The organism is Paraburkholderia acidisoli (genome assembly GCF_009789675.1).
GTDB lineage: Bacteria > Pseudomonadota > Gammaproteobacteria > Burkholderiales > Burkholderiaceae > Paraburkholderia > Paraburkholderia acidisoli.
In genome coordinates this window covers 939,146-960,518 of record NZ_CP046916.1, presented here as the reverse complement: position 1 = coordinate 960,518, position 21,373 = coordinate 939,146, and the positions used below count along the sequence as shown (strand labels likewise).

Below are 21,373 nucleotides of genomic sequence, written 5' to 3'. Positions count from 1 at the left end.
GTGATCGTGAGTGCGATCCAGGACAGCAAGACAGCGCTCGACACAATCACTGCGGGAAACCTGGACGCGTATTGCCATACGCGAGATCACTCTAGCGTCGCGAACTTAAAATGGGCTTAACCGGGAAGCGGCGAAATGCGCTCGTGCGCGACGGTCGATCACGCGTTGCCGTTGTGGTCGGCGATCAGGCCGCTCACCGAAGCCGTGAGGCCGTGCCCCTCGGGGTTGTTGCGCAGCGTGAAAACGAGCGCATTGCGCTGGGCGATGCGCGTGGCGATGGAGAGCCCCAGGCCGCTGCCGGTGCCGTGCGCATGTTCGCCGCGATAGAAGCGGTCGAGCACGCGTTCGAGATCGCTTTCGGGAATGCCGGGCCCGTTATCCACGATATCGAAGCCGAGGCCGTGTTCCGTGCGCGTGAGCACGACGTCGATGCGTCCACCGGCGGGCGTGTAGCGGATCGCGTTATCGAGCAGATTGTTCAGCAGGATGCTGATGCCGGAGAGATCGGCGCTCGTATCGCACGCGTCCGTGGGCGTCAACGGCGGCCGCGTGTCGAGACCGAGGTCGATGCCTTTTTCCTCGGCGAGCAGCGAGAAGTCGCCAATGGCTTGTTCGCACAGGCGCCGCAAGCTGATACGGCTGGTTTTCGCCGCCGATTGCGCGTCCTCGCGCGCGAGCGTGAGCAGTTGATGCACGAGCCGGATCGTGCGATTGAGCCGCGTGCTCATGCGTTCGAGCGTGCGCGCTTCGCCGCTCAGCGTGCCGTCGTGCATGGCCGCCTGCCATTGCAGTTTGAGCGCGGCGAGCGGCGTGCGCAGCTCGTGCGCGGCATCGGCGATAAACGTGTGCTGCGCCTGCGAGGCGGCACTCAAACGCAGCAGCAGGTCGTTGAGCGACTCGACGAGCGGGCGCAGTTCGACGGGCACCGTGCGGTCGATGCTGAGCGGTTCGAGCGTCGTGGCGGAACGCGTGGCCAGCAGCGAGGAGAGCGAGCGCACCGGCGCGAGGCCGCGACTCACCACCACGAGCACGAGCACGATGGCCACGGGCACGAGCAGGGCCAGCGGCCATAGCGTGTGCAACGCGAGACGCAGCGCGAGCCGGTTGCGCACGGACACCGGCTGCGCGACCTGCACGAAGCGGCCGGGTTGCGCAACGCCGAACACGCGCCAATGCACCTCGTCGTGTTCGATCGTGCTGAAGCCCGCGGGATAGCGGGGCAGCGAGGTATTTTGCGAGCGATAGGCCGGCGCGCCCGCGCCGTCCCAGGTTTCGATGAGAATGCGGTCGTCGGCGAGTTGATCGAAACCCGGCCCGGCTTGTTCGACGGCGCGCGCGGATTCCGTGCTCACGGGCATGGAGAGCGCCACGGCGCGCAATTCGTAATCGAACAGTTCGCTGGCCTCGCCGCGCGCCGTATGAAAGATGCCGGCGCCCGCGATCGCCGAACCGGCTGCAAACCCGCAAATCAGCCAGCCCAGCAGCCGCCGGCGGATCGACGTCATTCCAGCCTCTTGAGCCGATATCCCACGCCGCGTACGGTCACGATCTGTTCCGGCCCGATCTTGCGCCGCAGGCTATGCACATGAACTTCGATGGCGTTGCTGCCCACTTCCTCGCCCCAGCCGTAAATGCGGTCTTCGAGTTCGTGCTTGGGGAAAACGCGCGTGGGTTGCTCGATCAGCACGTGCAGCAGCGCATATTCGCGCGGCACGAGGGCGAGCGGTGCGCCGTCCATGGTGACCTCGTGCGCAGCCGGGTCCAGCGAGAGATTGCCGTGGCTATAGACCGGTTGCTTCTGGCCGGTACGGCGGCGCAACAACGCGCGTGCCCGTGCGGCGAGTTCGTCGAGATCGAAGGGCTTGATGAGGTAGTCGTCGGCGCCGGAGTCGAGGCCGCCGATGCGGTCGGTCACCGCGTCGCGCGCAGTCATGATAAGCACGGGCGCCTCGCCGCCTTTGCGGCGATACTCGTTGAGGACCTGAAGGCCGTCTTTCTTCGGCAGCCCAAGGTCGAGCAGCACGAGGTCGTACAGGTCGTTGCCGAGCGACAGTTCGGCTTCGCGGCCGTCCTTGGCCCAATCGACGGCGTGACCTTCGCGGCGCATCGACTCGAGCACCGTTTCCGCAATCATTTCGTCGTCTTCTATCAGCAACACCCGCATCGTCCACCTCGTGTTTCTTACGATATTTTCGCCCAGCGAAGCTTAGCCGATGCTTAAGCGCCTTGCGCGCCCATTGTCTCGATGATTGCAATCGAGCCTGTCAATGACTCGTTTTGCATTGGTGTGAACGCTGTTTGAGGCGAGTCATTTAATGGTGCGATAAATCCGTTAATCAGCGTGAATGTTCTCGAAAGCAATCTTTCATTTATCAATCATATTAAGAACCGTTCTCATTTCTATTGCACTTTCCATCGCCGGTGATACGATCCAAAAAATCGACCCAGCAAGGGTTCGCGTCGCTCTGCACAGTTCGCCGGTGTCGTCATAAGAAAGCGGGCTGTTTAAGAAAATAATTAATTAGGAGTTCTATGAAAATGGTCCGACCAGGGATAGGGCGAGGCGTGGGCGCGTTGCGCCAACATAAGGGGCCGGGTAGTCATTCTCGCGTAAAGCCGGCTGCGAGCGTTTCCATGAGTTGCATGCTGGCGGCGGTATGCGCGATGGTGTATTCGTCGAGCGTGTTCGCCACGCCGCCCATGCAGAACCCGGATGCCTTCGCGCAGGAGCAGGAGGCCGATCTTGCCATCCAGGCGCAGCCCGGCAATTTCTGGACCGGTTTCTGGACACGCCAGAACATGCTCGGCGACATAGGCGGACTGCGCACGTGGCTCGGCCGTTACGGCGCCACGCTCGACATTACCGAAACCAGCGAATACCTTGCCAACCTGCGCGGCGGTTTGCGCACCGGCGGCGCTTACGACGGGCTGACCACGGTCACGTTCGGGCTCGATACGAGCAAGGCGCTCGGCATTCCGGGTGGCCAGTTCAACGTGAGCGCGTTGCAGATTCACGGCACGAATCTGAGCACCGACAATCTCGGCACGCTCAATACCGCGAGCGGCATCGAGGCGCAGGCGACCACGCGTCTCTGGGAGCTGTGGTATCAGCAGTCTTTTCTCGACAAGAAGGTCAACGTCAAGATCGGGCAGCAGAGCATCGACCAGGAGTTCATGGTCAGCAAGTATGCGTCGACCTTCGTCAACACGATGTTCGGCTGGCCCGCGCTGCCTTCGTACGACATGCCGTCGGGCGGTCCCGCGTATCCGCTCTCGGCGCTCGGCGTGCGCGTGCAGGCGCGTCTCGCGCCTTCGCTGATCGGCATGGCGGGCGTGTACGACGGCGATCCGCTCGGCAACAATCCGAACAATATCAGCGGCACGAATTTCAATCTGCATAACGGCGCGCTCTGGATCGGCGAGCTTCAGTACGCGGTGAACCAGCCGGAAGAGGGCGAACTCGTGCGTGCCGACAGCCGCGGTTTGCCGGGCACGTACAAGATCGGCGTCTGGTACAACAGCGGCTCCTTCGACGACCAGCGTTACGACAACACGGGGCTTTCGCTGGCGAATCCGCTCACGACCGGTTCGCCCGCGCAACATCGCGGCGACTACAGCTTCTATGCGGTGGCCGATCAAATGGTATGGCGCCCCGACCCCGACGAGCCCCGCAGTATCGGCGTCTTCGCGCGCGTGATGGGCGCGCCGGGCAATCGCAATCCCGTGAGTCTTTCTGCGAACTTGGGCGTGGTCATGCAGGCGCCGTTCAAGGGCCGCGACGAAGACAACGTCGGGCTCGCCGTCACCTACATCAAGGTCGGCAATTACGCGCACAACCTCGATCTCGACAATCTCGCGTATTACGGTGGCCCCTATGGCGTGCGCACGAGCGAAACCACGCTCGAAGCCACTTACCAGTATCAGGTCACGCCGTGGTGGATCGTGCAAGCGGATGCGCAATACACGTTCAACGCGGGCGCGGGCCAGAACCCGAACGATCCCACTGTGCCGCTGCGCAATACCTTCGTGATCGGCCTGAGAACGAACATTACTTTCTGACGCGTGTGCGTAGAGAGAAAGCAACTCGCAGAAGAAGGAGATGAATTCATGAAAAGTCTGTTTCGCTCGCTGACCCGCTTATTGGCTCGCTTGACCGGCTCAAGCGCGCAACGAACGTGGCGTGCCAGTGTCGTCATGGCGATGGCGGCGTGCGCCTGTGCAACGGTGGCGCATGCGGACGACGAGGGATTGCTCTCGTCGGTGCGTCATCACACGACGCTGATCAACACGGTGCCCGACAACGGCGACCAGAATCCCTACGCGATCATCGTGGCGCCCGTGAGTTCGGGCGTAATTCAACAGGGCGACGTACTGGTCGACAACTTCAACAACTCGGCCAATCTGCAAGGTACCGGCACCACCATCGTCGACTATCACCCTGACACGAAGAAGATGACGCTGTTCGCGACCATTCCGCGCGACCTCAAGGGTTGCCCCGGCGGCGTGGGTCTTTCGACGGCCATGGTGATGCTGAAGTCGGGCTGGGTGATCGTGGGCAGCACGCCGAGCAACGACGGCACGACCAACACGAAGGGCGCGGGCTGCATGATCGTGCTCGACAATCAAGGCAAGATTGCGAAAACGATCAGTACCCCGAATATCAACGACCCGTGGGGCAACATGGCGTTGGTCGATAACGGCAATCAGGCCACGCTGTTCGTGAGCAATGCGGGCTTTGGCGTGGGCGGCACGGACCTCGGGCCCGACGGCGAGCCGCCCGTGTTCAAGCAGGCCACGGTGCTGCGCCTCGAGCTCGACATTCCCAATGGCCAGCCGCCTTCGGTCAAGAGCGAAACGGTGATCGCGAGCGGCTTTGGCGCGCGCGCGGACAGAGGCGTGTTCCTGGTCGGGCCGACGGGCCTCGCGCTCTCGGCGGACAACAAATTGCTGTACGTGTCCGACGCCATCGGCAATCGCATCAACGTGATCGAAGACCCGCTCACGCGCGACTCGAGCGCGGGCGTGGGGCGTCAACTCACCGCCGACGGTCTGCTGCATCGTCCGCTCGCGATGATCATGACGCCGCAGGGTCATCTGCTCGTGACCAACGCGCTCAACGGGCAAGTGGTCGAGATCGACCCCGTGGCCGCGAAACAGTTGTTCGCGCGCTGGATCGACGCCGACCGCGCGCAGTCGCCGCCGGGCAACGGCGACCTGTTCGGCATTGCACTCACGCCCGCTGGCGACGGCTTCTATTACGTGGAAGACGACGTCAACACCCTGGTTCTGGCGAAATGACATGACTTCTTCTTCCGACGACGACCGCGCGAAGCAGGCCTCGCGGCGCAAGTTTCTGAAGACGGGCGGCGCGGCGGTGGCCGCGAGTGCCTCGCTCGGCGCGGGACTCGCCGCGCCGGGTGTCGCGCAGGGCGCCACGCATCGCGACAAGCCGTTCGATCCGTACAGCGTGGTCGAGCCGTTCTACGCGCCGCATCAGGCCGGTATCGTCACGCCACAGCAATCGCATACCTACGTGGCGGCGTTCGATCTCGCGACCAATTCTCGCGACGACGTCATCAAACTGCTGCGCCAATGGACGCAAACCGCCGCGCGTTTGACGCAAGGGCAAACCGCGGGCCCGCTCGAAGGCAGCGGCGACAACCAGAGCGCGCCCGACGCGGGCGACGTGCTCGGCATCGGGCCCGCGGGGCTCACGATCACGTTCGGCTTTGGACCGGGCCTCTTCATGGCCGCCGATAAAGATCGCTATGGCCTGGCGCATCGGCGGCCGGCGGCGCTGGTCGATCTGCCGCGTTTCAACGGCGATCAACTCGTGGCCGAGAAAACCGGCGGCGACCTGTTCATTCAGGCGTGCGCGAACGACGCGCAAGTGGCGTTTCATGCCGTGCGCGAACTCTCGCGCGCCGCGTATGGCACGGTGCATATGCGCTGGGGCCAGGCGGGCTTCGTTTCCGGGCCGCGCGGGCAGACGCCGCGCAATCTCATGGGCTTCAAGGACGGCACCAACAATCCGCCCATCAGCGACGCCGCCGCGATGAACCAGTTCGTCTGGGCCCAGGCCGCCGACGCGCCGTGGATGGAAGGCGGCACGTACACGGTCGTGCGGCGCATTCGCATCACCGTCGAGCACTGGGATCAGATGGAGCGCGGCTTTCAGGAGCAGGTGTTCGGGCGCGAGAAATACAGCGGCGCGCCAATCGGCAAGACGCGCGAATTCGACGCGGTCGATCTCGCCGCCGAAGACAAGGACGGCAATCCGCTCATTCCCGAGAACTCGCATGTGCGGCTCTCCAATCGCGATTCGAACGACGGCGCGCAGATCCTGCGCCGCTCGTATTCGTACAACGACGGCACGAACTTCTATATCGAACGCTGGCCGCCGTGGCGCCAGGAAACCGAGTATGACGCGGGACTGATTTTTATCGCGCATCAGGCCGATCCGCGCAAGGGCTTCATTCCCATCAACGACCGGCTCGCGAAGTTCGACATGATGAATCAGTTCACCACGCATGTGGGCAGCGCGATTTTCGCGTGCCCGCCCGGTGCGAAGCCGGGCTCGTTTATCGGTGCCGGCCTGTTCGACGCCTGAACGCCTCGGCCCCTCCGTCACGCGATGTGCGATACAACAAGGACAACGACAATGATGAAACTCTCACGCATCTCGATTCCGCTGCGCATGGCGTTCGCGCTCACGGCATCGAGCCTGGTGCCGCTTCCCGCGCATGCCGCGTCGATCACGCTCTATAACGCGCAGCACGAGCAGGTCGTCAATCAGCTGGCGAAAGACTTCGAACAACAGAGCGGCGTGAGCGTGAAGATCCGCAGCGGCGAAGGGCCGGCGCTCGCCGCGCAACTCGTGGCGGAAGGCGCGAACACGCCCGCCGACGTCTACTTCACCGAGAATTCGCCCGAGCTGATGTTGCTCGAAGAGAAGGGCCTGCTCGCGCCGGTCGCGGCGGCCACGCTCGCGGCCGTGCCCGCGCAGTACAGCTCGCCCACGGGGCATTGGGTGGGCGTGACGGCGCGCGAAAACGTGCTGGCCTATAACACGTCGAAGCTGCAGGCGGCGCAATTGCCGCATTCGCTGCTCGATCTCGCCAAGCCCGAGTGGCGCGGCAAGGTGGGGATCGCGCCCAGCGACGCGGACTTTCTGCCGGTGGTGGACGCCGTGCTCGCGCTCAAGGGCGAGAGCGCCACGCTCGACTGGCTCAAAGGCCTGAAGGCCAACGCGCAGATCTTCGACGACGACGAAGGCGTGGTGGCCGCTGTCAACCGCGGCGCGGTGGCGACCGGCATCATCAACAACTACTACTGGGACCGCCTGCACGCCGAGATCGGCGACAAGGCCACACATAGCGCGGTGGGCCATTTCGCGGACGGCGACGTGGGCGCGCTCGTCAACGTGTCGGGCGCGGCGGTGATGAAGACCGCGCACAATGCCGCCGACGCGCAGAAGTTTCTCGATTACCTCGTGAGCGAACGCGCGCAGAAGTTGATGGCGCAGAACCACATCAGCTTCGAATATCCGCTGCGGCCGGGCGTGCAGGGCGATCCCATCAACAAGCCGTTCGATCAGCTCAAGCCGCCGTCGCTCACGATCCAGCAACTCGGCGACGACAGTCAGGCGGGGCGTCTGCTGCGTCAGGCGGGGCTGCTCTGAGCGCATGAACGACGCCACCACCGCGCCGGTCGTTCGCGAGGCGTCGAGCGGGGATTCGCCTCGCGCGCCGGTCGTGAACCGGCGGCGCGCGCCGCGCGCGTTGCTCGCGGCCGCGGCCGTTGGCCCCGTGCTTGTGCTGCTGCCGCTCGCGCTCACGTTTTATCGAGCCTGCACGTACGGGCTGCGCGACGCCGTCGAACTGATCTTCCGGCCGCTGGTTGGCGAGTTGCTGGTCAACACGTTGACCATCGTGGTGAGCGCGACGCTGCTGAGCGTGCTGCTCGGCACCGCGCTCGCGTGGTTCGTCGAGCGCACCGACGTGCCGGGGCGCCGCGCGTGGGCGCTGCTCGGCGCCGCGCCGCTCGCCATGCCCGCCTTCGTGACGAGCTATGCGTGGGTTTCGCTGAGCCTCGATTTGCAGGACTTTCTCGGTGCGCTGATCGTCATCACCACCGCGTACTTTCCGCTGGTGTATCTGCCGGTTGCGGCGGCGCTGCGCGGTCTGGACCCGGCGCTGGAGGAATGCGCGCGTTCGCTCGGTTGCCATCGGCTGGCTATTTTCTGGCGCGTGATTCTGCCGCAATTGCGGCCCGCCTTGCTCGGCTCGGCCTTGCTCGTGGCGCTCGGCGTGCTCTCCGAGTTCGGCGCGTTCACGTTGCTGCGCTACCGTACGTTCACCACCGAGATCTATGCCGAATATCGCACGAGCTTCGACGGCGGCGGCGCGTCGCTGCTCGCTTCGGTGCTGATCCTCTTGTGTCTTGTCTGTCTCGCCGGCGAGTTTCGCGTGCGCGGGCGCGCGCGCTACGAGCGCGTGGATCGCGGCGTACGGCGCGCGGTCGAACGGCAATCGCTCGGTCGCTGGCGCTGGCCCGTGGCGGCTTCGTTCGGCATGCTGAATATCGTCACGTTGGGCGTGCCGCTCGGCATGATCGCGTACTGGCTCACGCAGCCGGGCGCAGCCGCCATCACGCCCGCCGACGTCTCGCCGGAACTGCTGTTCGACACCACCCTGGCCTCGCTGCGGCTCGGCCTGCTCGCGGCGCTCGTCACCACGGTGCTGGCGTTGCCGCTCGCGTATCTGCTCGTGCGCTATCCCGGCCGTTTCGCCACGCTGCTGGAGCGCGTGGCCTTCGTCGCCCAGGGCGTGCCCGGGCTCGTGATCGCGCTCGCCATCGTGTCGATCGCGGTGCGCCTGCTTCAGCCGCTGTATCAAGGCACGCTGCTGTTGCTGGCGGCCTACGCCATCCTTTGTTTGCCGCTCGCGGTCGTGAGCGTGCGCGCGGCGTTGCTGCAAATGCCCTCGCGTCTCGAAGACGTGTCGCGCGCGCTCGGCCTCGGCTGGTTCGCCACGCTGTGCCGCGTCGTGTTGCCGCTCGCGGGACCGGGACTCGGCGCGGCGGCCACGCTCGTGTTCATCTCCGTCGTCACCGAACTGAACGCGACCTTGCTGCTTGCGCCCATCGGCACGCACACGCTCGCGACCCAGGTCTGGTCCGATACCTCGACGCTAGCGTTCGCCGCCGCCGCGCCCTATGCCGCGTTGCTCACCGCCATCTCGCTGGCCGCATCCGCATTGCTGTTCGCGTTCGCGGGGCGCGCGGCCTTCGCGGGCAAAGCGGCCATCGCGGGCGAACCCGGGCCGCAATCTCAACTCACGAGCGGCGCACTGGCCGAATCGACATCATGAGCGCACTTCGCGTGAGCGGGCTGACGCACGCTTTTTCCGGGCATGCCGTGTTGCGCGGTGTGGATTTTCATGTCGATGCGGGGACGCTGGTCGCGCTGCTCGGACCATCGGGCAGCGGTAAAACCACGCTGCTACGGCTGCTGTGCGGATTCGAGCGCGCCGATGCGGGCACCATCGAGATTGGCGAAAAGCGCGTTGCGGGCGCGGGCATGCACGTGGCGCCCGAGGCGCGCGAGATCGGTTACGTGCCGCAGGAAGGCGCGCTGTTTCCGCATTTGAGCGTGGCGCAGAACATCGTGTTCGGATTGCCGCGCGCGCAGCGCAAGACACGGCATCGCGTGGCGGAACTGCTCGAACTCGTGGGGCTGCCGCAGCAGTACGCCGAACGCGCGCCGCAGGCGCTTTCCGGTGGCCAGCAGCAACGCGTGGCGTTGGCGCGAGCGCTCGCGCCCGCGCCGCGGCTGGTGTTGCTCGACGAACCGTTCTCGGCGCTCGATGCCTCGGCGCGTGCGGAGACGCGCAATGCCGTGGCGAGCGCTTTGGCGGCGGCCGGCGCGACGGCACTGCTCGTCACACACGACCAGGCGGAAGCGTTCTCGCTTGGCAAGGAGGTGGCCGTGCTGCTGGATGGCCGCATCGGCCAGCAGGCTGCGCCGCGCACGCTGTACCAGCAGCCCGCGACGCCGGAACTGGCGGCGTTCGTGGGCGAGGCCGTCGTGGTGCCGGGGCGCGTGATCGCGGGCGTCGCGCATTGCGTGCTCGGCGCGTTGCCGGTGGAGGCGGGCGCGTTGCCGCTGGAAGGCGATGTCGACGTGGTGCTGCGCCCCGAGCAGATCGAAGTCTTGCCCGACACCGCCCCGCGCAGCGACGCGCAACGCGCGCTGGTTCGCGAGGTGGGCTTCGGCGGCCGCGATGCGCTGGTCACGCTCGAACTGTTATCGACCTCGGCGCGCGTACGCGCACGGGTACCGGGCTTTCGCACGCCCGATGCAGGCACGTGGATCCGTTTCGCGGTTTCCGGGTGCGCGAATGTATTTCCGCGCACGGCGCGCTGAGCCGCGCGCCATCTCTCTGCCGACTCTCTCTTTCTGCCGCGCTCGCGTGGCGATGCGAATTAATTCGATTCAGCCTGAGCAGCCTGAGGGCTAATTCACTGCCGCGTCACGCGTGTGACAGTGAGTGGCTAAGCGGCACAGCGTCGCGAATTCGCCAGGCTCGTCTCAATGGTGACAAATTGCGCTGCTAAGGTGTCGAGCGACCTGACGCCATGTGCAACGCGCACGGTCTGCCGCCCGCGCGAAAGATCCGGTAAGGGATTGCGCCGTGTCGTCGCACTGCATACAAGCAAGGGGCCGTGAGTGAGCACCGCATGACAGCACGCCATCGGCGCTTGCGATTTGTCATGCGGGCTACATGCGGATGCCGTACATCGTCACCTCGAAATTGAAAGCATTCCGGAATGGCGGTGTAGCGCAACGTAACGCAACGTAATGCGAATTGCGTTTTCGTCATTCTATTCAGACATAGGCGGTCCAAATCTTAAGCACTTCATCAGGTTGAATCCGTACGATCGGACGGAACGTACTCATGCCTGCCAATCGTGGCAAGTGAGTCCACCACTCACCGGTCGGTTTCAATGACACGGTTATGAAAGGCAGGTGTTTCAAATCGATGTGTCTTGAGATCGAGCGGAGCGGGAAGCACTCATCATGAAACGCTCTACCCTGATTCAATGTCGCGCTTATTTATGGGTCGGTTCGATCGCTGCGCTGGTCATTCAGATCGCGGCGGTTGCAGCGCTGCTCGTCTTCAACGTGCCGGAAGCGGTGTTCACATCATCGGCATTTCGTGTCGCGGTGGTCGCCCTCGTCGTGGCTGCCGTGTTCGTCGCGCAGTGGTTTGCGGCGCAGTCGTTCCGTGCCGCGCTTGCCCGCGAAGACATCGCGTTTGCCCAGCCAGGGCAGAACGTGGTGGAAGTCTCCAGCGAGTGTCCGCGGCGCGCATTCGTCATGCTTCACGTTTTGCTCAACCCGCGCCGTCTCGCATTGGCTTCGCCGCCATCCGGCGCCGCGCGTGCGGCCGGGAGCGAAGCGAAACCCGGCCGTTCTCTTCCCCAATCCTTAATCGAGCGTAAGCCCGCGATGAGTCGCGGCAGTACCCGGACATGAAAACGCTGTTTCTGCAGGCCCCGTCGTACGACGGCTTCGATGGCGGCGCGGGTTCGCGCTATCAGGCGAAGCGCGAGATCCGCTCGTTCTGGTATCCCACGTGGCTCGTGCAGGCGGCCGCGCTCGTGCCCGGGAGCCGCGTGCTCGACGCACCCGCGGATGGCCTCGGTATCGACGCAACGCTGAAGATCGCGGCCGAATACGACCTCGTCATCATTCACACGAGCACGCCGTCGTTTCCCACGGACGCCCTGTTCGCCGAAGACCTCAAGAAGCGCAAGCCCGGCGTGCTCGTGGGCATGGTGGGCGCGAAGGTGCAGGTCGATCCGCACAACTCGCTCACGGCCACCGAGGCGATCGACTTCGTGTGCCGCGAGGAGTTCGACTTCACCTGCAAGGAGCTTGCCGAAGGCAAACCGTTCGCGCAGATCCAGGGCTTGAGCTGGCGCGCGCAGGATGGCTCGATCGAGCACAACGAAGGCCGTCCCGTGCTCGAAGACATGGACGCGCTGCCGTTTGTGGCGCCCATCTACCAGCGCGACCTGAAGATCGGCAATTACTTCATTGGCTATCTCAACTATCCGTACGTGTCGATCTACACGGGGCGTGGCTGCAAGTCGCGCTGCACGTTCTGCCTGTGGCCGCAAACGGTGAGCGGCCATCGTTACCGCGTGCGCTCGGTGGCCAACGTGCTCGAAGAAGTGAAGTGGATTCGCGACAACATGCCTGAAGTGAAAGAGATCATGTTCGACGACGACACCTTCACCGACGACGCTCCGCGCGCCGAAGCCATCGCGCGCGGTCTCGGCGAACTCGGCGTGACGTGGTCGTGCAACGCGAAGGCCAACGTGCCGTATTCCACGCTCAAAATCATGAAGGACAACGGCCTGCGTCTGCTGCTGGTGGGCTTCGAATCGGGCGACGACCAGATTCTCGTCAACATCAAGAAGGGCGTGCGCACCGATTTCGCGCGCCGTTTCAGCGCCGACTGCAAGACGCTCGGCATCAAGATTCACGGCACGTTCATTCTCGGCCTGCCGGGCGAGACCGAAGCAACGATCGAGAAGACCATCGAATACGCGAAGGAAATCAATCCGCACACGATCCAGGTCTCGCTGGCGGCGCCGTATCCGGGCACGACGCTGTATAAGCAGGCCGTGGAAAACGGCTGGATGGAAGAGAACAAGACCATCAATCTGGTATCGAAAGCGGGCGTGCAACTCGCGGCGATCGGTTATCCGCATCTGTCGCGCGAGGCCATTTATCACGAGCTGGAGCGGTTTTATCGCGAGTTCTATTTCCGGCCGTCGAAGATCTGGGAGATCGTGCGCGAGATGCTCACGAGCTGGGAGATGATGAAGCGTCGCCTGCGGGAAGGCGTCGAGTTCTTCCGCTTCCTGCGCGCGCACGAAGCATGACGAATATCGCGCCCAAGAGCGGCTTGTCGTGGAGTGTGCGTGCACCGGCTTGTCTTCTCGTGCTCGGTGTTTCGGCGGCGTGGTTACTCAGGCATCTCGTTTCGCCTCATGCGGAGAATCTGCTGTTCGACGCCATTGCGGGCGTGTTTGCCGTGGCGGCCTTGCTCGGCATTGTCTATACGCTGCTGGCGAGCTGGCTGGTGGGCCGTTTTTTCGCGCGCGGCGCGAGCGTGCCAAGCCGCTTTCCAGGCGTGACGGTCGTGAAGCCTCTACATGGCGACGAATGGCAACTGGCCGAACACCTCGACACGTTTTCGCGCCAGGACTATCCCGGCCCGATCCAGTATCTCTTCGGCGTGCACGATGCGACGGACCCGGCGTTGAAGTCCGTGGAAGCGCTGCGGGCGCGCTACCCGGAAGCGACCATCACCGTGGTTGCCGATGGCCGGTTGTACGGGCCGAACCGCAAGATCGCGAATCTCGTCAATATGCTCGAGCACGCGGAGCACGATATTTTGTGCTTTGCCGATAGCGACGTGCGCGTGAGCCGCGACTATCTGAGCCAGGTCGTGGGGGCGCTCGGCGAGCCCGGCGTGGGGCTCGTGACCACCGTGTATCGCGGTTTGTGCGCGCCCGGCTTCTGGTCGCAAGTGGGCGCGGCCATGACCGACTATCACTTCCTCCCCGGTGTCATCACGGGCGTGGCGATCGGCCGTGCGCGGCCCTGTTTCGGCCAGACCATCGCCATGACGCGCGACACCTTGACGGCCATCGGCGGGCTCGAACAATTCGCGCATCATCTCGCCGAAGATCACGCCATGGGCGAAGCGGTCCGCCGCAGCGGCGTGAAGGTCGCGATTCCGCCGATGGTGGTGCAGCACGCCTGTGTGGAAGACACTTTCGCCAAGCTGTTTACCCACGAACTGCGCTGGAGCCGCACGATCCGCGCCGCCGATCGCTCGGGGCATCTGGGCGCCGTGCTGATGCATCCGGTGCCGCTGGCCTTGCTTGCGGCGATGTTTTCGGGCGGCGCCGCGCCGATGTGCCTGCTCGCCTGTGTCGCGTTGGCGGCGCGCATGCTGCTGGTTCGCAATATCGACCGCGCCACGCGCTCGCCCACGCGCGGTTTATTCAATCTGCCGCTTTGGGATATCCTGCAGTTCGTGATCTATCTCGCGAGCTTCTGTTCCTCCGGCGTGGTGTGGCGCGGCATTCGCTTCAGCGTCGACGGCAATGGCATGCTTTCGCCCGCGCAGGAGGAGTGAGAACGCATGCGAACCGAGGTCGCGAGTTGAAGTTGCAAGAGGAAATGCGGGAAGCGGGAGCGTGTGAATCATGAAGCAGCTTGGCCGCCTGGCGGCATTGGCGGGTCTGGCCGTGGCCGTTTGGCTCGTGTGGCGCGAGCATCCCGCCGCCACGTGGCAACTGATGCGCGAGTCCGGATTCGGTCTCGTGCTCGCGGCCTGCGTGCATATCCTCCCCATGCTCGCCAACGCGTGGGACTGGCGCACGCTCATTCGTCCCGCCGAACGTCCCGCGCTGCTCACCATGCTCAAGATCGTGTGGCTGCGCGAGTCCATCAACGGCTTGTTGCCGGTCGCGCGCGTGGGCGGCGAGATCACCTCGTTCCGGCTGCTCGCCCGCCTCGGCGTGCGGCCCGCGAGCGCGCTCGCGAGTCTCGTCGCCGACATTCAGCTCACGCTCATCAGCCAGGTGGTGTTCGCGTTCCTCGCGTGCGGCTATCTGCTCGCGCATTCGAACTCCGCCGCCGCGCGCACCACGGGCACGCTGCTCTGGAGCATCGCGGCGGCCGTGCCCGTGCTCGTGCTGTTCGTGCTCGTGCAGCATGCGCGTCCGTTCGAGCGCATGGCGCGCGTGCTGAGCAAGGTCACGAGCGGCAAGCTCGTTGAACTGGTGGGCGCTTCGGTGCGAGTGGATCAGTCGGTCAAGCTGATCTGGCGCCGCAAGGGCACCGTGCTGCGTTATCTGGCGATCTGGCAGACGTTGCAGTTCATCGGCTTTTCGCTCGAGATCTGGCTCGCGCTCTACGTGCTCGGCGCGCATCCCACCTTCGCGCAGGCGTGCGTGATCGAGGCGCTGATCCAGATCGTCAGCAGCATCGCGTTTCTGATTCCGGCCAGTCTGGGCGTGCAGGAAGGCGGTTTCGTATTGATCGGGGCGCTGTTCGGATTCGACGCGCCCACGTGTCTCGCCCTGGCGGGCGCGCGGCGGATTCGCGATCTGCTGTTCTACGTGCCGGGATTGATCGCGTGGCAAGTCGCCGAACATGCGCCCGCGCGCGACGCGGTGCGCAAGACGCGCTGCGTGTCGTGAACCGTGGATTGCGCCATGAAGCGCGAGCGCTAGCCGCGTTCCAGCGCGAGATCGCGGTCGAGCAGCGCTAGAATCGGCCGCACGAGTCCCTCGAGCAGCTCGCGTTCGGGACGCGAGCGCGCCAGCACGCGCAAGCCGAGCAAGGTGCCGAGCAGCGTGCGCGCGAGGTCCTCGGCGGTTTGCGTACGCGATATCTCGCCGCGCTGCTGGCCGGCGCTCACGCAGCGGCGAAAAAACGCTTCGACGCGCACCAGCACGGCGGCGATCGCCTGCTGGAACTCCGGGTCGTGCGGCGCGACTTCGAGCGCGGAATTCACGAGCAGACAGCCTTTGCGTTCGTCGTCGGCGACCGAGCGTTCGACGATCTCGCGAAAGAAGGCGTGAAGGGCGTCGCGCGGCGGCAGCGTGGTCTCGAAGCGCGCCTCGCGCGCGCCGAAGCTGTGCTCGACGTAGTGCGCGAGCGCGCGCCGGAACAGCGAGCGCTTGTCGCCGAACGCGTTGTAGAGGCTCGCGCCCGTGATGCCCATGCTTTCGGCCAGATCGCGCACGGAAGTCGCCTCGTAGCCGCGCAGCCAGAAGCAATGCACCGCCGCCTCGAGCGCCGCGGCTTCGTCGAATTCTCTCGGTCGCGCCATGGCGCTGGGTTCTCGCGGATGGGGGATGCCTGCCGATCCCGCGGGCGCCATTGCGCGTGCGGGTGCCTTCCGATATTCTAAAGCACTTGTTCTAAAACTGGCCGCCGCCGGACTCGCACGCCGGCGCGTATCACAATCGAAGAGGCATCGTGCAGACAGCGGAAGACCGCCTGAGGGCGCTGTTCGTGAAGGGGCTGGCGGGCGACGCGCCCGCGTACCGCGCCTTTCTCGAACAACTCACGCGCCATTTGCGCGGCTATTTGCGCCGGCGGATCCCCACCTTGCGCGACGACGTCGAAGACCTCGTCCAGGAGATCCTGCTCGCGGTGCATAATGCACGCCATACGTATCGCGAGGGCGAGCCGTTGACCGCGTGGGTGCACGCCATCGCGCGTTACAAGCTCACCGACTTCTTTCGCGGGCGCGCGCGGCGCGAGGCGCTGCACGATCCGCTCGACGATCACGACGACCTGTTCGCGGCCTCCGACGACGAACCCGCCGAGGCGCGCCGCGACATCGGCAAACTGCTCGAACATCTGCCCGACAAGCAGCGTTTGCCGATCCAGCACGTGAAGCTCGAGGGCTTGTCGGTGGCGGAAACCGCGCAATTGACGGGGCTTTCCGAATCGGCGGTCAAGGTGGGCGTGCATCGCGGGCTCAAGGCGCTCGCGCTCAGAATCAAGGGACTGGCATGAATACCGACGAACTCATCGATATGCTCGCGACCGGCGCCGCGCCCGTCGACCGGCATGCCGGTGCGCGCCGGTTCGGTGCCGCCGTGCCGCTGGCCGCGCTCGGCTCCTTGCTGCTGATGGCCGTGGTGTTCGGCGTGCGCCCCGATCTCGCGGCCGTCGCGCGCACCGCGGCGTTCTGGGAAAAGCTCGCGTTCGCCGCGCTCGCCATGCTGGGCGCGTTGCTGACCGTGAGCCGGCTCGCGAGGCCCGGCGCGCGCGTTGGCGCGGGCGGCTGGCTGATCGCGCTGCCGGTCGCGCTCGTGTGGATCGGTGGCGCGGCGCTGGTCGCGCTGGCCGCGCCCGGCGATCGCATCGCGCTGCTGCTTGGCTACACGTGGCGCACCTGCCCGTTCAATATCCTGCTGCTCTCGCTGCCGGGCTTCGTCGCCGTCTTCCGCGCGGTACGCGGTCTCGCGCCCACGCGGTTGCGCGCGGCGGGCGCGGCGTCGGGTCTGCTCGCGGCCGCGATCGCGACCTTCGCCTACAGCTTCCATTGCCCGGAGATGAGCCCGGCGTTCTGGGGCATCTGGTACGTGCTTGGCATGGCGCTGGCCACCGGGCTGGGCGCGTTGCTCGGGCCCAGGCTGCTGCGCTGGTAAGCGCGCGTAGCGCGGCCGCACCTTCTCGCGGGTTGGTCGACGATGCACCGCTGATCGCGCCAGCGAGCGCCACGGCCTTGCGCATGCGCGTGCGCGTGCGCGTGCCAAGGCGGGTTGCCGTGCGATTTCACGTTCGCGCCGTATCGGCGCTCCCACTCCGCGATCTCCCGCGTTCACATCGCCACGATGCGAGCGCCTATCGCGCGCCCGTGGACTTCACCAGCGCAACCATGCCCGCGCGAGCGCGGCCCCCAGCGCGGCCGTGATCGCGAGGGCGAGGCCATGCCAGACGGCCCAGAACGGCACCGACATTTCGGGCGTATAGAGCGAATAGACCAGCGTGCCTTGCGCGCCCGCGAGTACGCCCGCACCCGCGCCCGCGAGACGCAGGCGCGTGGGCGCGAGGCCCCGCATGGCCTGCATGATCGCCGCGAGCGGCGGCAGCGAGAGCACGACGATATTGCCGGTGGTCACGTGCCACGTCGTGCCCAGCATCAGTTGCAGGCGGTAGCCCGGCGGCGCGGCGAGCAGCACGCCCGCGGCCGCGCAGAGCATGGCGGCGAGCGGCAGCGCGACGGCGAGCCAGGCTTCGCGGATGCGCGCGCCCGGGCGGCCGAGGCGCGCGGCCAGACTCATCGACGTGACGACGATAGCGAGCGGAAACGCGAGACGCAGCCAGAACATCGCCGTGAGGATCAGCCAGGGCATGTCGCTGCGCACGCCGTAGAGCAGCACGAGCAAGATCGCGCTGCCGACGAAGCCGAGCACGAGCGCGCGATTGAGGCGGCGCGTAATGGCGTTGCGTTCGGCGCGCAGCGGACTGCCCGCGAGCCGCGTGACGAGATCGCGGGTGTCCATCGGCGTGAAGGCCCGGTTGATGGCGGTATCGAGGAGCGCGGAGGTGCTGCGGGCGCTATGAGCGCGCGCGGCGGTCACCGAGCAGATAGTCGATGGAGAGACGCCCCGGTCCCCACGCGGCGATCGCGAGCGCCATGGCGGCCCACGTGATGTGCACGGGCCAGCCTTCGGGCACGGTGAGCTCGATGATGACGGTCATCGCGAGCAGGCCGAGCGCGGCGAAGCGCGTGCCGAAGCCGAGCACGAGCAGCACGGGAAACGTCACCTCGCCGCAGGCGGAGAGAAACGCGACCACGGCGGGCGCGGGAAACGGATACGGGCCGCCCGGCAAGTGCAGCATGAACTCGTCGGTGAACAGCGTGATGGCGGTGTCGCTCAGTTGCAGAAAACCGTGCCATTTGAGGATGCCCGAGCGCCAGAACGGCACCGCGAGCGCCACGCGCACGACGAGTTGCACGAGCCACGGTTGCGCGAGCCATTCGACCGCGCGGCGCGCTTTGCCGACGGCGTTCGAGAGCGGGTTGACGGCAGTGGCAGGCGGAGTGTGCGGGTCGGACATCATCATCGGGCTCCCGGGTGGAGGGCGGTGACCGCGCCGGCGGCGATCATGCCGGCGAGGTTGGTGGCAAGATCGAAGGACGGTGCGGTGTCGAGCGCGATGGCCGCGGCCGCGCCGAAGGGTTCGCCTTCGAACAGCGCGTGCAGGAAGGGCGCGCCGCCCGGCGGCAAACGCGAGACCATGACTTCGTCGTCGAGGCGCGTGACGAGCGCGTCTTCGGGCTCGCTCGAAGCAAGCGTGGCGTGCGGCTCGATTTCGTTAGGCATCCGATGCATTGCGAAGATCGACACGGCCGGAAAGCGCGAGCGCAGCACGCGGGCGGAAGGATGAGCGACGAAGCGCAGCGTCATGAGCGCGGCGGCATCGACGTTGGCGAGCGCGCTGGCGGTGAGTGGCGTTCTATCGGCGGCGTGATACGCGTCGAGCCAGGCACGCTCGATGCGAGCGACATCGGCGAGCCAGGGCAGTTCGCGTGCGTACTCGTAGCCTTCGATGAAAGCGGGGAAATTGTGGCCGTATTCGAACAGCAGCGGCGAAACCGGCGGCGTCGCGCGCACATGAAAGCGCGCCATCGCACGGAAAAACTCGACGCCGGTAATGCGCTGCACGGCCGGAAACACGGCGGCGAGCGCGTCGATCAAACTCACCGTGACATTGTTGCGATACACGTTGTAGCGCTGGATCACGCCTTTGCCGTGCGGCGCGATCACGTCCTTGGGGGCGGTAGCGCGCGGGTCGAGCAAGCCTCGCGCGAAAGCGGCCGGATCAGGCTGCATGGCGCGCCTCGCACGTGTCGGCAATCTGTTGCGCGTGCAACGCTTGCGCGTGCAGCACGGGCCACGCGGGCAACGCGCTGTCCCATTCGATCAGCGTGGGTACGGCACCGGTGCGCGCGAGGGTATCGGCGTACAGGCGCCAGACCGCGTCGCCCACGGCGCGATCGTGGCTGTCGATCAACAAGGGCGCGTCTTCGTCGTCGCGTTGTTCGCTGTGACCGGCCAGATGAATCTCGCCAACGTGCTCGAGCGGAAAGTGGGCGAGATACGCATCGGCGGATTCGTGCCGGTTGGTGGCGGAAACGAACACATTGTTGAGGTCGAGCAGCAGGCCGCAACCGGTGCGTTGCGCGACCGCGCGCAGGAAGTCGGTTTCGCGCAGCGTCGAGGCCGCGAAGGCCACATAGGTCGACGGATTTTCGAGCAGAATGTGCCGCTGTAACGTGTCCTGCACCTGATCGATATGCGCGCATACCGTCGCGAGCGTCTCCGCCGTGTAGGGCAGCGGCAGCAGGTCGTTATAGAACGTGCCCGCATGCGAGGACCAGGCGAGATGTTCGGAGACGAGCGCGGGTTCGTAGCGCGTCACCACCTCACGCAGCCGCGCGAGATGACGCAGGTCGAGCGGTTCGCGGCCACCAATGGACAGGCATACGCCGTGCACGGAAAGCGCGTGATCGCGGCGGAGCGCCGCGAGCGCACGATGCGCGGGACCGCCCGCGCCCATGTAGTTTTCGGCATGCACTTCGAAGAACAACTCGCGCGGCGCATGCGCCTGGATCGCGGCGAGGTGATCGGGCTTGAAGCTCACACCAACGTTGAGGGATCGATTCTTCATCGCTGAAGCGGAACGGCGCGCGCGGCGCCGCTCCGGTCCTCCGGGCAAGGTTGCGGATCAGGACTTCATCGGCATGAGCGAGCCGTGGCCGCCGCCCGGCACCTGAATGCCGGTGCACGTGCCGCCTTGCACGAACTTCCACGAATTCCCCTGGAAGTCGACTTGCGACGTCCCCTGGCAGGTCGTGCCGGGGCCGGCGGCGCAATCGTTCTGGCCTTTGAGGGCCACGCCATAGCATTTTTCCTTGTGCGCGGCGACGGCGGCGCTCGCTTCGGCCTGGGTCAGCGGCGCGGCGTGCGCGACGGAAGCGAGCAGGCTGGCGACGGCGCTTGCGAGCAGGGCGGACGTGACGGTGGTTTTCGACGACATGGACTTTCTCCGGTAGTTGAGTGGACGGTACCCGCAGCAGGTACACCGGTTAATTCGGCGCGCAAGGCGCAGCGGTTACAGCGGCGCGAAAATTTTTTCGGTGTTTTTTGGCAGGGCGTTTATCGCCGCCGGCGTCCACCCGGCCGCGGCCAATTGGCTTACGATGCGACATGCTCGCGTCACGCCGGTCGCCGTGGCGGCTTCCATCAGCAAGCACTTCACGAATGACGCGCGAGACGAATCGCGTGTCATGGCAGGAGGGGATCTTGAACTTACCGCTACGCTTGCGCATTGTCGTGCAGCGCTTCTGGCAACCCACTTGTGCGTGCATGACCTGCATGCTCGGAAGCTGGGCCAACGTGATGAGCGCGGCGCACTGGATCATCGCCATTCGCACCGGCCTCTTCACGAGCGTGCTAGCGCTGCTCCTCACGTTCACGCCCGCGGCGCGCCTGTTTCGCGAGCGCACGGGCAATGCGTTGATGGTCGGCGTGCTCACCTGCCTCGGCGATTTCATCTCGCATCGCAGCGGCTACGCGCATCCGGTCGTGGAGCACGTGCTGACCGGTGTGACCTCGGGCGTGTTCGCGTGGATCGCGTGGTATCTGCTGGAAGATCGCGCGCGCCGGTTGCGTGCGGTCTGGACCGCGCTGCGGATGCCGGGGCGCAACCGGCCATAATGGGCCCGCATGGCGCCGCGATTAACGCGCTAAA

At 65.7% G+C, this 21,373-nt stretch carries 21 protein-coding genes; 13 read left to right on the top strand and 8 right to left on the bottom strand.

Translation table 11 applies throughout. From position 1 onward, the window contains the following. Window positions 1-158 precede the first annotated feature (158 nt). Window positions 159-1,505 carry an ATP-binding protein gene (locus FAZ98_RS33200; RefSeq protein WP_158958122.1) on the bottom strand — a complete coding sequence of 449 codons (1,347 nt, stop codon included), beginning with the start codon at window positions 1,503-1,505 and terminating at the stop codon, window positions 159-161. Next, window positions 1,502-2,164 carry a response regulator gene (locus FAZ98_RS33195; protein ID WP_158958120.1) on the bottom strand — a complete coding sequence of 221 codons (663 nt, stop codon included), beginning with the start codon at window positions 2,162-2,164 and terminating at the stop codon, window positions 1,502-1,504. Before FAZ98_RS33195 ends, FAZ98_RS33200 begins: the two co-directional genes overlap by 4 nt. Window positions 2,165-2,634: 470 nt before the next feature. On the opposite strand from FAZ98_RS33195, the gene FAZ98_RS33190 reads away from it, so the two are divergent. From FAZ98_RS33190 to FAZ98_RS33145, 10 genes are all read left to right on the top strand, one after another. Continuing rightward, window positions 2,635-4,059, top strand: a complete 1,425-nt coding sequence (locus tag FAZ98_RS33190; RefSeq protein WP_158958118.1) for a carbohydrate porin — start codon at window positions 2,635-2,637, stop codon at window positions 4,057-4,059. Window positions 4,060-4,194: 135 nt separating this feature from the next. Beyond that, a complete protein-coding gene (locus FAZ98_RS33185; RefSeq protein ID WP_158958713.1) occupies window positions 4,195-5,298 on the top strand; it encodes an NHL repeat-containing protein in 1,104 nt (367 codons plus the stop codon). 1 nt (window position 5,299) lies between these two features. Continuing rightward, window positions 5,300-6,610, top strand: a complete 1,311-nt coding sequence (efeB, locus tag FAZ98_RS33180) for an iron uptake transporter deferrochelatase/peroxidase subunit (protein ID WP_158958116.1) — start codon at window positions 5,300-5,302, stop codon at window positions 6,608-6,610. 87 nt (window positions 6,611-6,697) lie between these two features. Beyond that, window positions 6,698-7,681 carry an iron ABC transporter substrate-binding protein gene (locus tag FAZ98_RS33175; RefSeq protein WP_233273039.1) on the top strand — a complete coding sequence of 328 codons (984 nt, stop codon included), beginning with the start codon at window positions 6,698-6,700 and terminating at the stop codon, window positions 7,679-7,681. 4 nt (window positions 7,682-7,685) lie between these two features. Further along, the gene (locus FAZ98_RS33170) at window positions 7,686-9,371 is read left to right on the top strand and encodes an ABC transporter permease (protein ID WP_158958114.1); all 1,686 of its coding nucleotides are present in this window, start codon (window positions 7,686-7,688) and stop codon (window positions 9,369-9,371) included. Beyond that, window positions 9,368-10,426 carry an ABC transporter ATP-binding protein gene (locus FAZ98_RS33165; protein WP_158958112.1) on the top strand — a complete coding sequence of 353 codons (1,059 nt, stop codon included), beginning with the start codon at window positions 9,368-9,370 and terminating at the stop codon, window positions 10,424-10,426. Before FAZ98_RS33170 ends, FAZ98_RS33165 begins: the two co-directional genes overlap by 4 nt. 654 nt (window positions 10,427-11,080) lie before the next feature. Beyond that, window positions 11,081-11,539 carry a hypothetical protein gene (locus FAZ98_RS33160; protein WP_158958110.1) on the top strand — a complete coding sequence of 153 codons (459 nt, stop codon included), beginning with the start codon at window positions 11,081-11,083 and terminating at the stop codon, window positions 11,537-11,539. Next, on the top strand, window positions 11,536-12,957 hold the full coding sequence (gene hpnJ / locus FAZ98_RS33155) for a hopanoid biosynthesis associated radical SAM protein HpnJ (protein ID WP_158958108.1): 1,422 nt from the start codon (window positions 11,536-11,538) through the stop codon (window positions 12,955-12,957). Before FAZ98_RS33160 ends, hpnJ begins: the two co-directional genes overlap by 4 nt. Further along, window positions 12,954-14,222: a bacteriohopanetetrol glucosamine biosynthesis glycosyltransferase HpnI gene (gene hpnI, locus FAZ98_RS33150; RefSeq protein ID WP_158958106.1), complete on the top strand. Its 1,269-nt coding sequence runs from the start codon at window positions 12,954-12,956 to the stop codon at window positions 14,220-14,222. The genes hpnJ and hpnI overlap by 4 nt, the downstream gene beginning before the upstream one ends. Window positions 14,223-14,292: 70 nt before the next feature. Further along, window positions 14,293-15,291, top strand: coding sequence for a lysylphosphatidylglycerol synthase domain-containing protein (locus FAZ98_RS33145; RefSeq protein WP_158958104.1), 999 nt, complete (start codon window positions 14,293-14,295; stop codon window positions 15,289-15,291). Window positions 15,292-15,320: 29 nt separating this feature from the next. Here FAZ98_RS33145 and FAZ98_RS33140 read toward each other — a convergent pair whose 3' ends face one another. Then, window positions 15,321-15,926, bottom strand: a complete 606-nt coding sequence (locus tag FAZ98_RS33140) for a TetR/AcrR family transcriptional regulator (protein ID WP_158958102.1) — start codon at window positions 15,924-15,926, stop codon at window positions 15,321-15,323. A gap of 149 nt (window positions 15,927-16,075) precedes the next feature. On the opposite strand from FAZ98_RS33140, the gene FAZ98_RS33135 reads away from it, so the two are divergent. Both FAZ98_RS33135 and FAZ98_RS33130 read left to right on the top strand, forming a co-directional pair. Then, window positions 16,076-16,621 carry a sigma-70 family RNA polymerase sigma factor gene (locus FAZ98_RS33135; RefSeq protein ID WP_158958100.1) on the top strand — a complete coding sequence of 182 codons (546 nt, stop codon included), beginning with the start codon at window positions 16,076-16,078 and terminating at the stop codon, window positions 16,619-16,621. Then, window positions 16,618-17,259 carry a DUF1109 domain-containing protein gene (locus FAZ98_RS33130; protein ID WP_158958098.1) on the top strand — a complete coding sequence of 214 codons (642 nt, stop codon included), beginning with the start codon at window positions 16,618-16,620 and terminating at the stop codon, window positions 17,257-17,259. The genes FAZ98_RS33135 and FAZ98_RS33130 overlap by 4 nt, the downstream gene beginning before the upstream one ends. A 216-nt stretch (window positions 17,260-17,475) precedes the next feature. Here FAZ98_RS33130 and FAZ98_RS33125 read toward each other — a convergent pair whose 3' ends face one another. The 5 genes from FAZ98_RS33125 to FAZ98_RS33105 are packed head-to-tail and all read right to left on the bottom strand — an operon-like array spanning window position 17,476 to window position 20,659. Next, window positions 17,476-18,117 carry a DUF1109 domain-containing protein gene (locus tag FAZ98_RS33125; RefSeq protein WP_158958096.1) on the bottom strand — a complete coding sequence of 214 codons (642 nt, stop codon included), beginning with the start codon at window positions 18,115-18,117 and terminating at the stop codon, window positions 17,476-17,478. 55 nt (window positions 18,118-18,172) lie between these two features. After that, entirely contained in the window at window positions 18,173-18,676 is a 504-nt protein-coding gene (locus FAZ98_RS33120; RefSeq protein ID WP_158958709.1) for a DoxX family protein, read from the bottom strand. A gap of 2 nt (window positions 18,677-18,678) precedes the next feature. Then, window positions 18,679-19,452, bottom strand: a complete 774-nt coding sequence (locus FAZ98_RS33115; protein WP_158958094.1) for an HvfC/BufC N-terminal domain-containing protein — start codon at window positions 19,450-19,452, stop codon at window positions 18,679-18,681. After that, window positions 19,442-20,290: an MNIO family bufferin maturase gene (gene bufB / locus FAZ98_RS33110; RefSeq protein ID WP_158958092.1), complete on the bottom strand. Its 849-nt coding sequence runs from the start codon at window positions 20,288-20,290 to the stop codon at window positions 19,442-19,444. The genes FAZ98_RS33115 and bufB overlap by 11 nt, the downstream gene beginning before the upstream one ends. Before the next feature lie 57 nt (window positions 20,291-20,347). Continuing rightward, window positions 20,348-20,659, bottom strand: coding sequence for a BufA1 family periplasmic bufferin-type metallophore (locus FAZ98_RS33105; RefSeq protein WP_158958090.1), 312 nt, complete (start codon window positions 20,657-20,659; stop codon window positions 20,348-20,350). A 266-nt stretch (window positions 20,660-20,925) separates the two neighbouring features. On the opposite strand from FAZ98_RS33105, the gene FAZ98_RS33100 reads away from it, so the two are divergent. Further along, window positions 20,926-21,339, top strand: coding sequence for a hypothetical protein (locus FAZ98_RS33100; RefSeq protein WP_233272976.1), 414 nt, complete (start codon window positions 20,926-20,928; stop codon window positions 21,337-21,339). Window positions 21,340-21,373: the final 34 nt, after the last annotated feature.

What these genes read in the sequence shown, in the direction of transcription:
- FAZ98_RS33200 (WP_158958122.1), bottom strand. Translation starts at nt 1,505, where the DNA reads ATGACGTCGATCCGCCGGCGGCTGCTGGGCTGGCTGATTTGCGGGTTT.
- FAZ98_RS33195 (WP_158958120.1), bottom strand. Translation starts at nt 2,164, where the DNA reads ATGCGGGTGTTGCTGATAGAAGACGACGAAATGATTGCGGAAACGGTG.
- FAZ98_RS33190 (WP_158958118.1), top strand. Translation starts at nt 2,635, where the DNA reads ATGAGTTGCATGCTGGCGGCGGTATGCGCGATGGTGTATTCGTCGAGC.
- FAZ98_RS33185 (WP_158958713.1), top strand. Translation starts at nt 4,195, where the DNA reads ATGGCGATGGCGGCGTGCGCCTGTGCAACGGTGGCGCATGCGGACGAC.
- efeB (WP_158958116.1), top strand. Translation starts at nt 5,300, where the DNA reads ATGACTTCTTCTTCCGACGACGACCGCGCGAAGCAGGCCTCGCGGCGC.
- FAZ98_RS33175 (WP_233273039.1), top strand. Translation starts at nt 6,698, where the DNA reads ATGGCGTTCGCGCTCACGGCATCGAGCCTGGTGCCGCTTCCCGCGCAT.
- FAZ98_RS33170 (WP_158958114.1), top strand. Translation starts at nt 7,686, where the DNA reads ATGAACGACGCCACCACCGCGCCGGTCGTTCGCGAGGCGTCGAGCGGG.
- FAZ98_RS33165 (WP_158958112.1), top strand. Translation starts at nt 9,368, where the DNA reads ATGAGCGCACTTCGCGTGAGCGGGCTGACGCACGCTTTTTCCGGGCAT.
- FAZ98_RS33160 (WP_158958110.1), top strand. Translation starts at nt 11,081, where the DNA reads ATGAAACGCTCTACCCTGATTCAATGTCGCGCTTATTTATGGGTCGGT.
- hpnJ (WP_158958108.1), top strand. Translation starts at nt 11,536, where the DNA reads ATGAAAACGCTGTTTCTGCAGGCCCCGTCGTACGACGGCTTCGATGGC.
- hpnI (WP_158958106.1), top strand. Translation starts at nt 12,954, where the DNA reads ATGACGAATATCGCGCCCAAGAGCGGCTTGTCGTGGAGTGTGCGTGCA.
- FAZ98_RS33145 (WP_158958104.1), top strand. Translation starts at nt 14,293, where the DNA reads ATGAAGCAGCTTGGCCGCCTGGCGGCATTGGCGGGTCTGGCCGTGGCC.
- FAZ98_RS33140 (WP_158958102.1), bottom strand. Translation starts at nt 15,926, where the DNA reads ATGGCGCGACCGAGAGAATTCGACGAAGCCGCGGCGCTCGAGGCGGCG.
- FAZ98_RS33130 (WP_158958098.1), top strand. Translation starts at nt 16,618, where the DNA reads ATGAATACCGACGAACTCATCGATATGCTCGCGACCGGCGCCGCGCCC.
- FAZ98_RS33125 (WP_158958096.1), bottom strand. Translation starts at nt 18,117, where the DNA reads ATGGACACCCGCGATCTCGTCACGCGGCTCGCGGGCAGTCCGCTGCGC.
- FAZ98_RS33120 (WP_158958709.1), bottom strand. Translation starts at nt 18,676, where the DNA reads ATGTCCGACCCGCACACTCCGCCTGCCACTGCCGTCAACCCGCTCTCG.
- FAZ98_RS33115 (WP_158958094.1), bottom strand. Translation starts at nt 19,452, where the DNA reads ATGCAGCCTGATCCGGCCGCTTTCGCGCGAGGCTTGCTCGACCCGCGC.
- bufB (WP_158958092.1), bottom strand. Translation starts at nt 20,290, where the DNA reads ATGAAGAATCGATCCCTCAACGTTGGTGTGAGCTTCAAGCCCGATCAC.
- FAZ98_RS33105 (WP_158958090.1), bottom strand. Translation starts at nt 20,659, where the DNA reads ATGTCGTCGAAAACCACCGTCACGTCCGCCCTGCTCGCAAGCGCCGTC.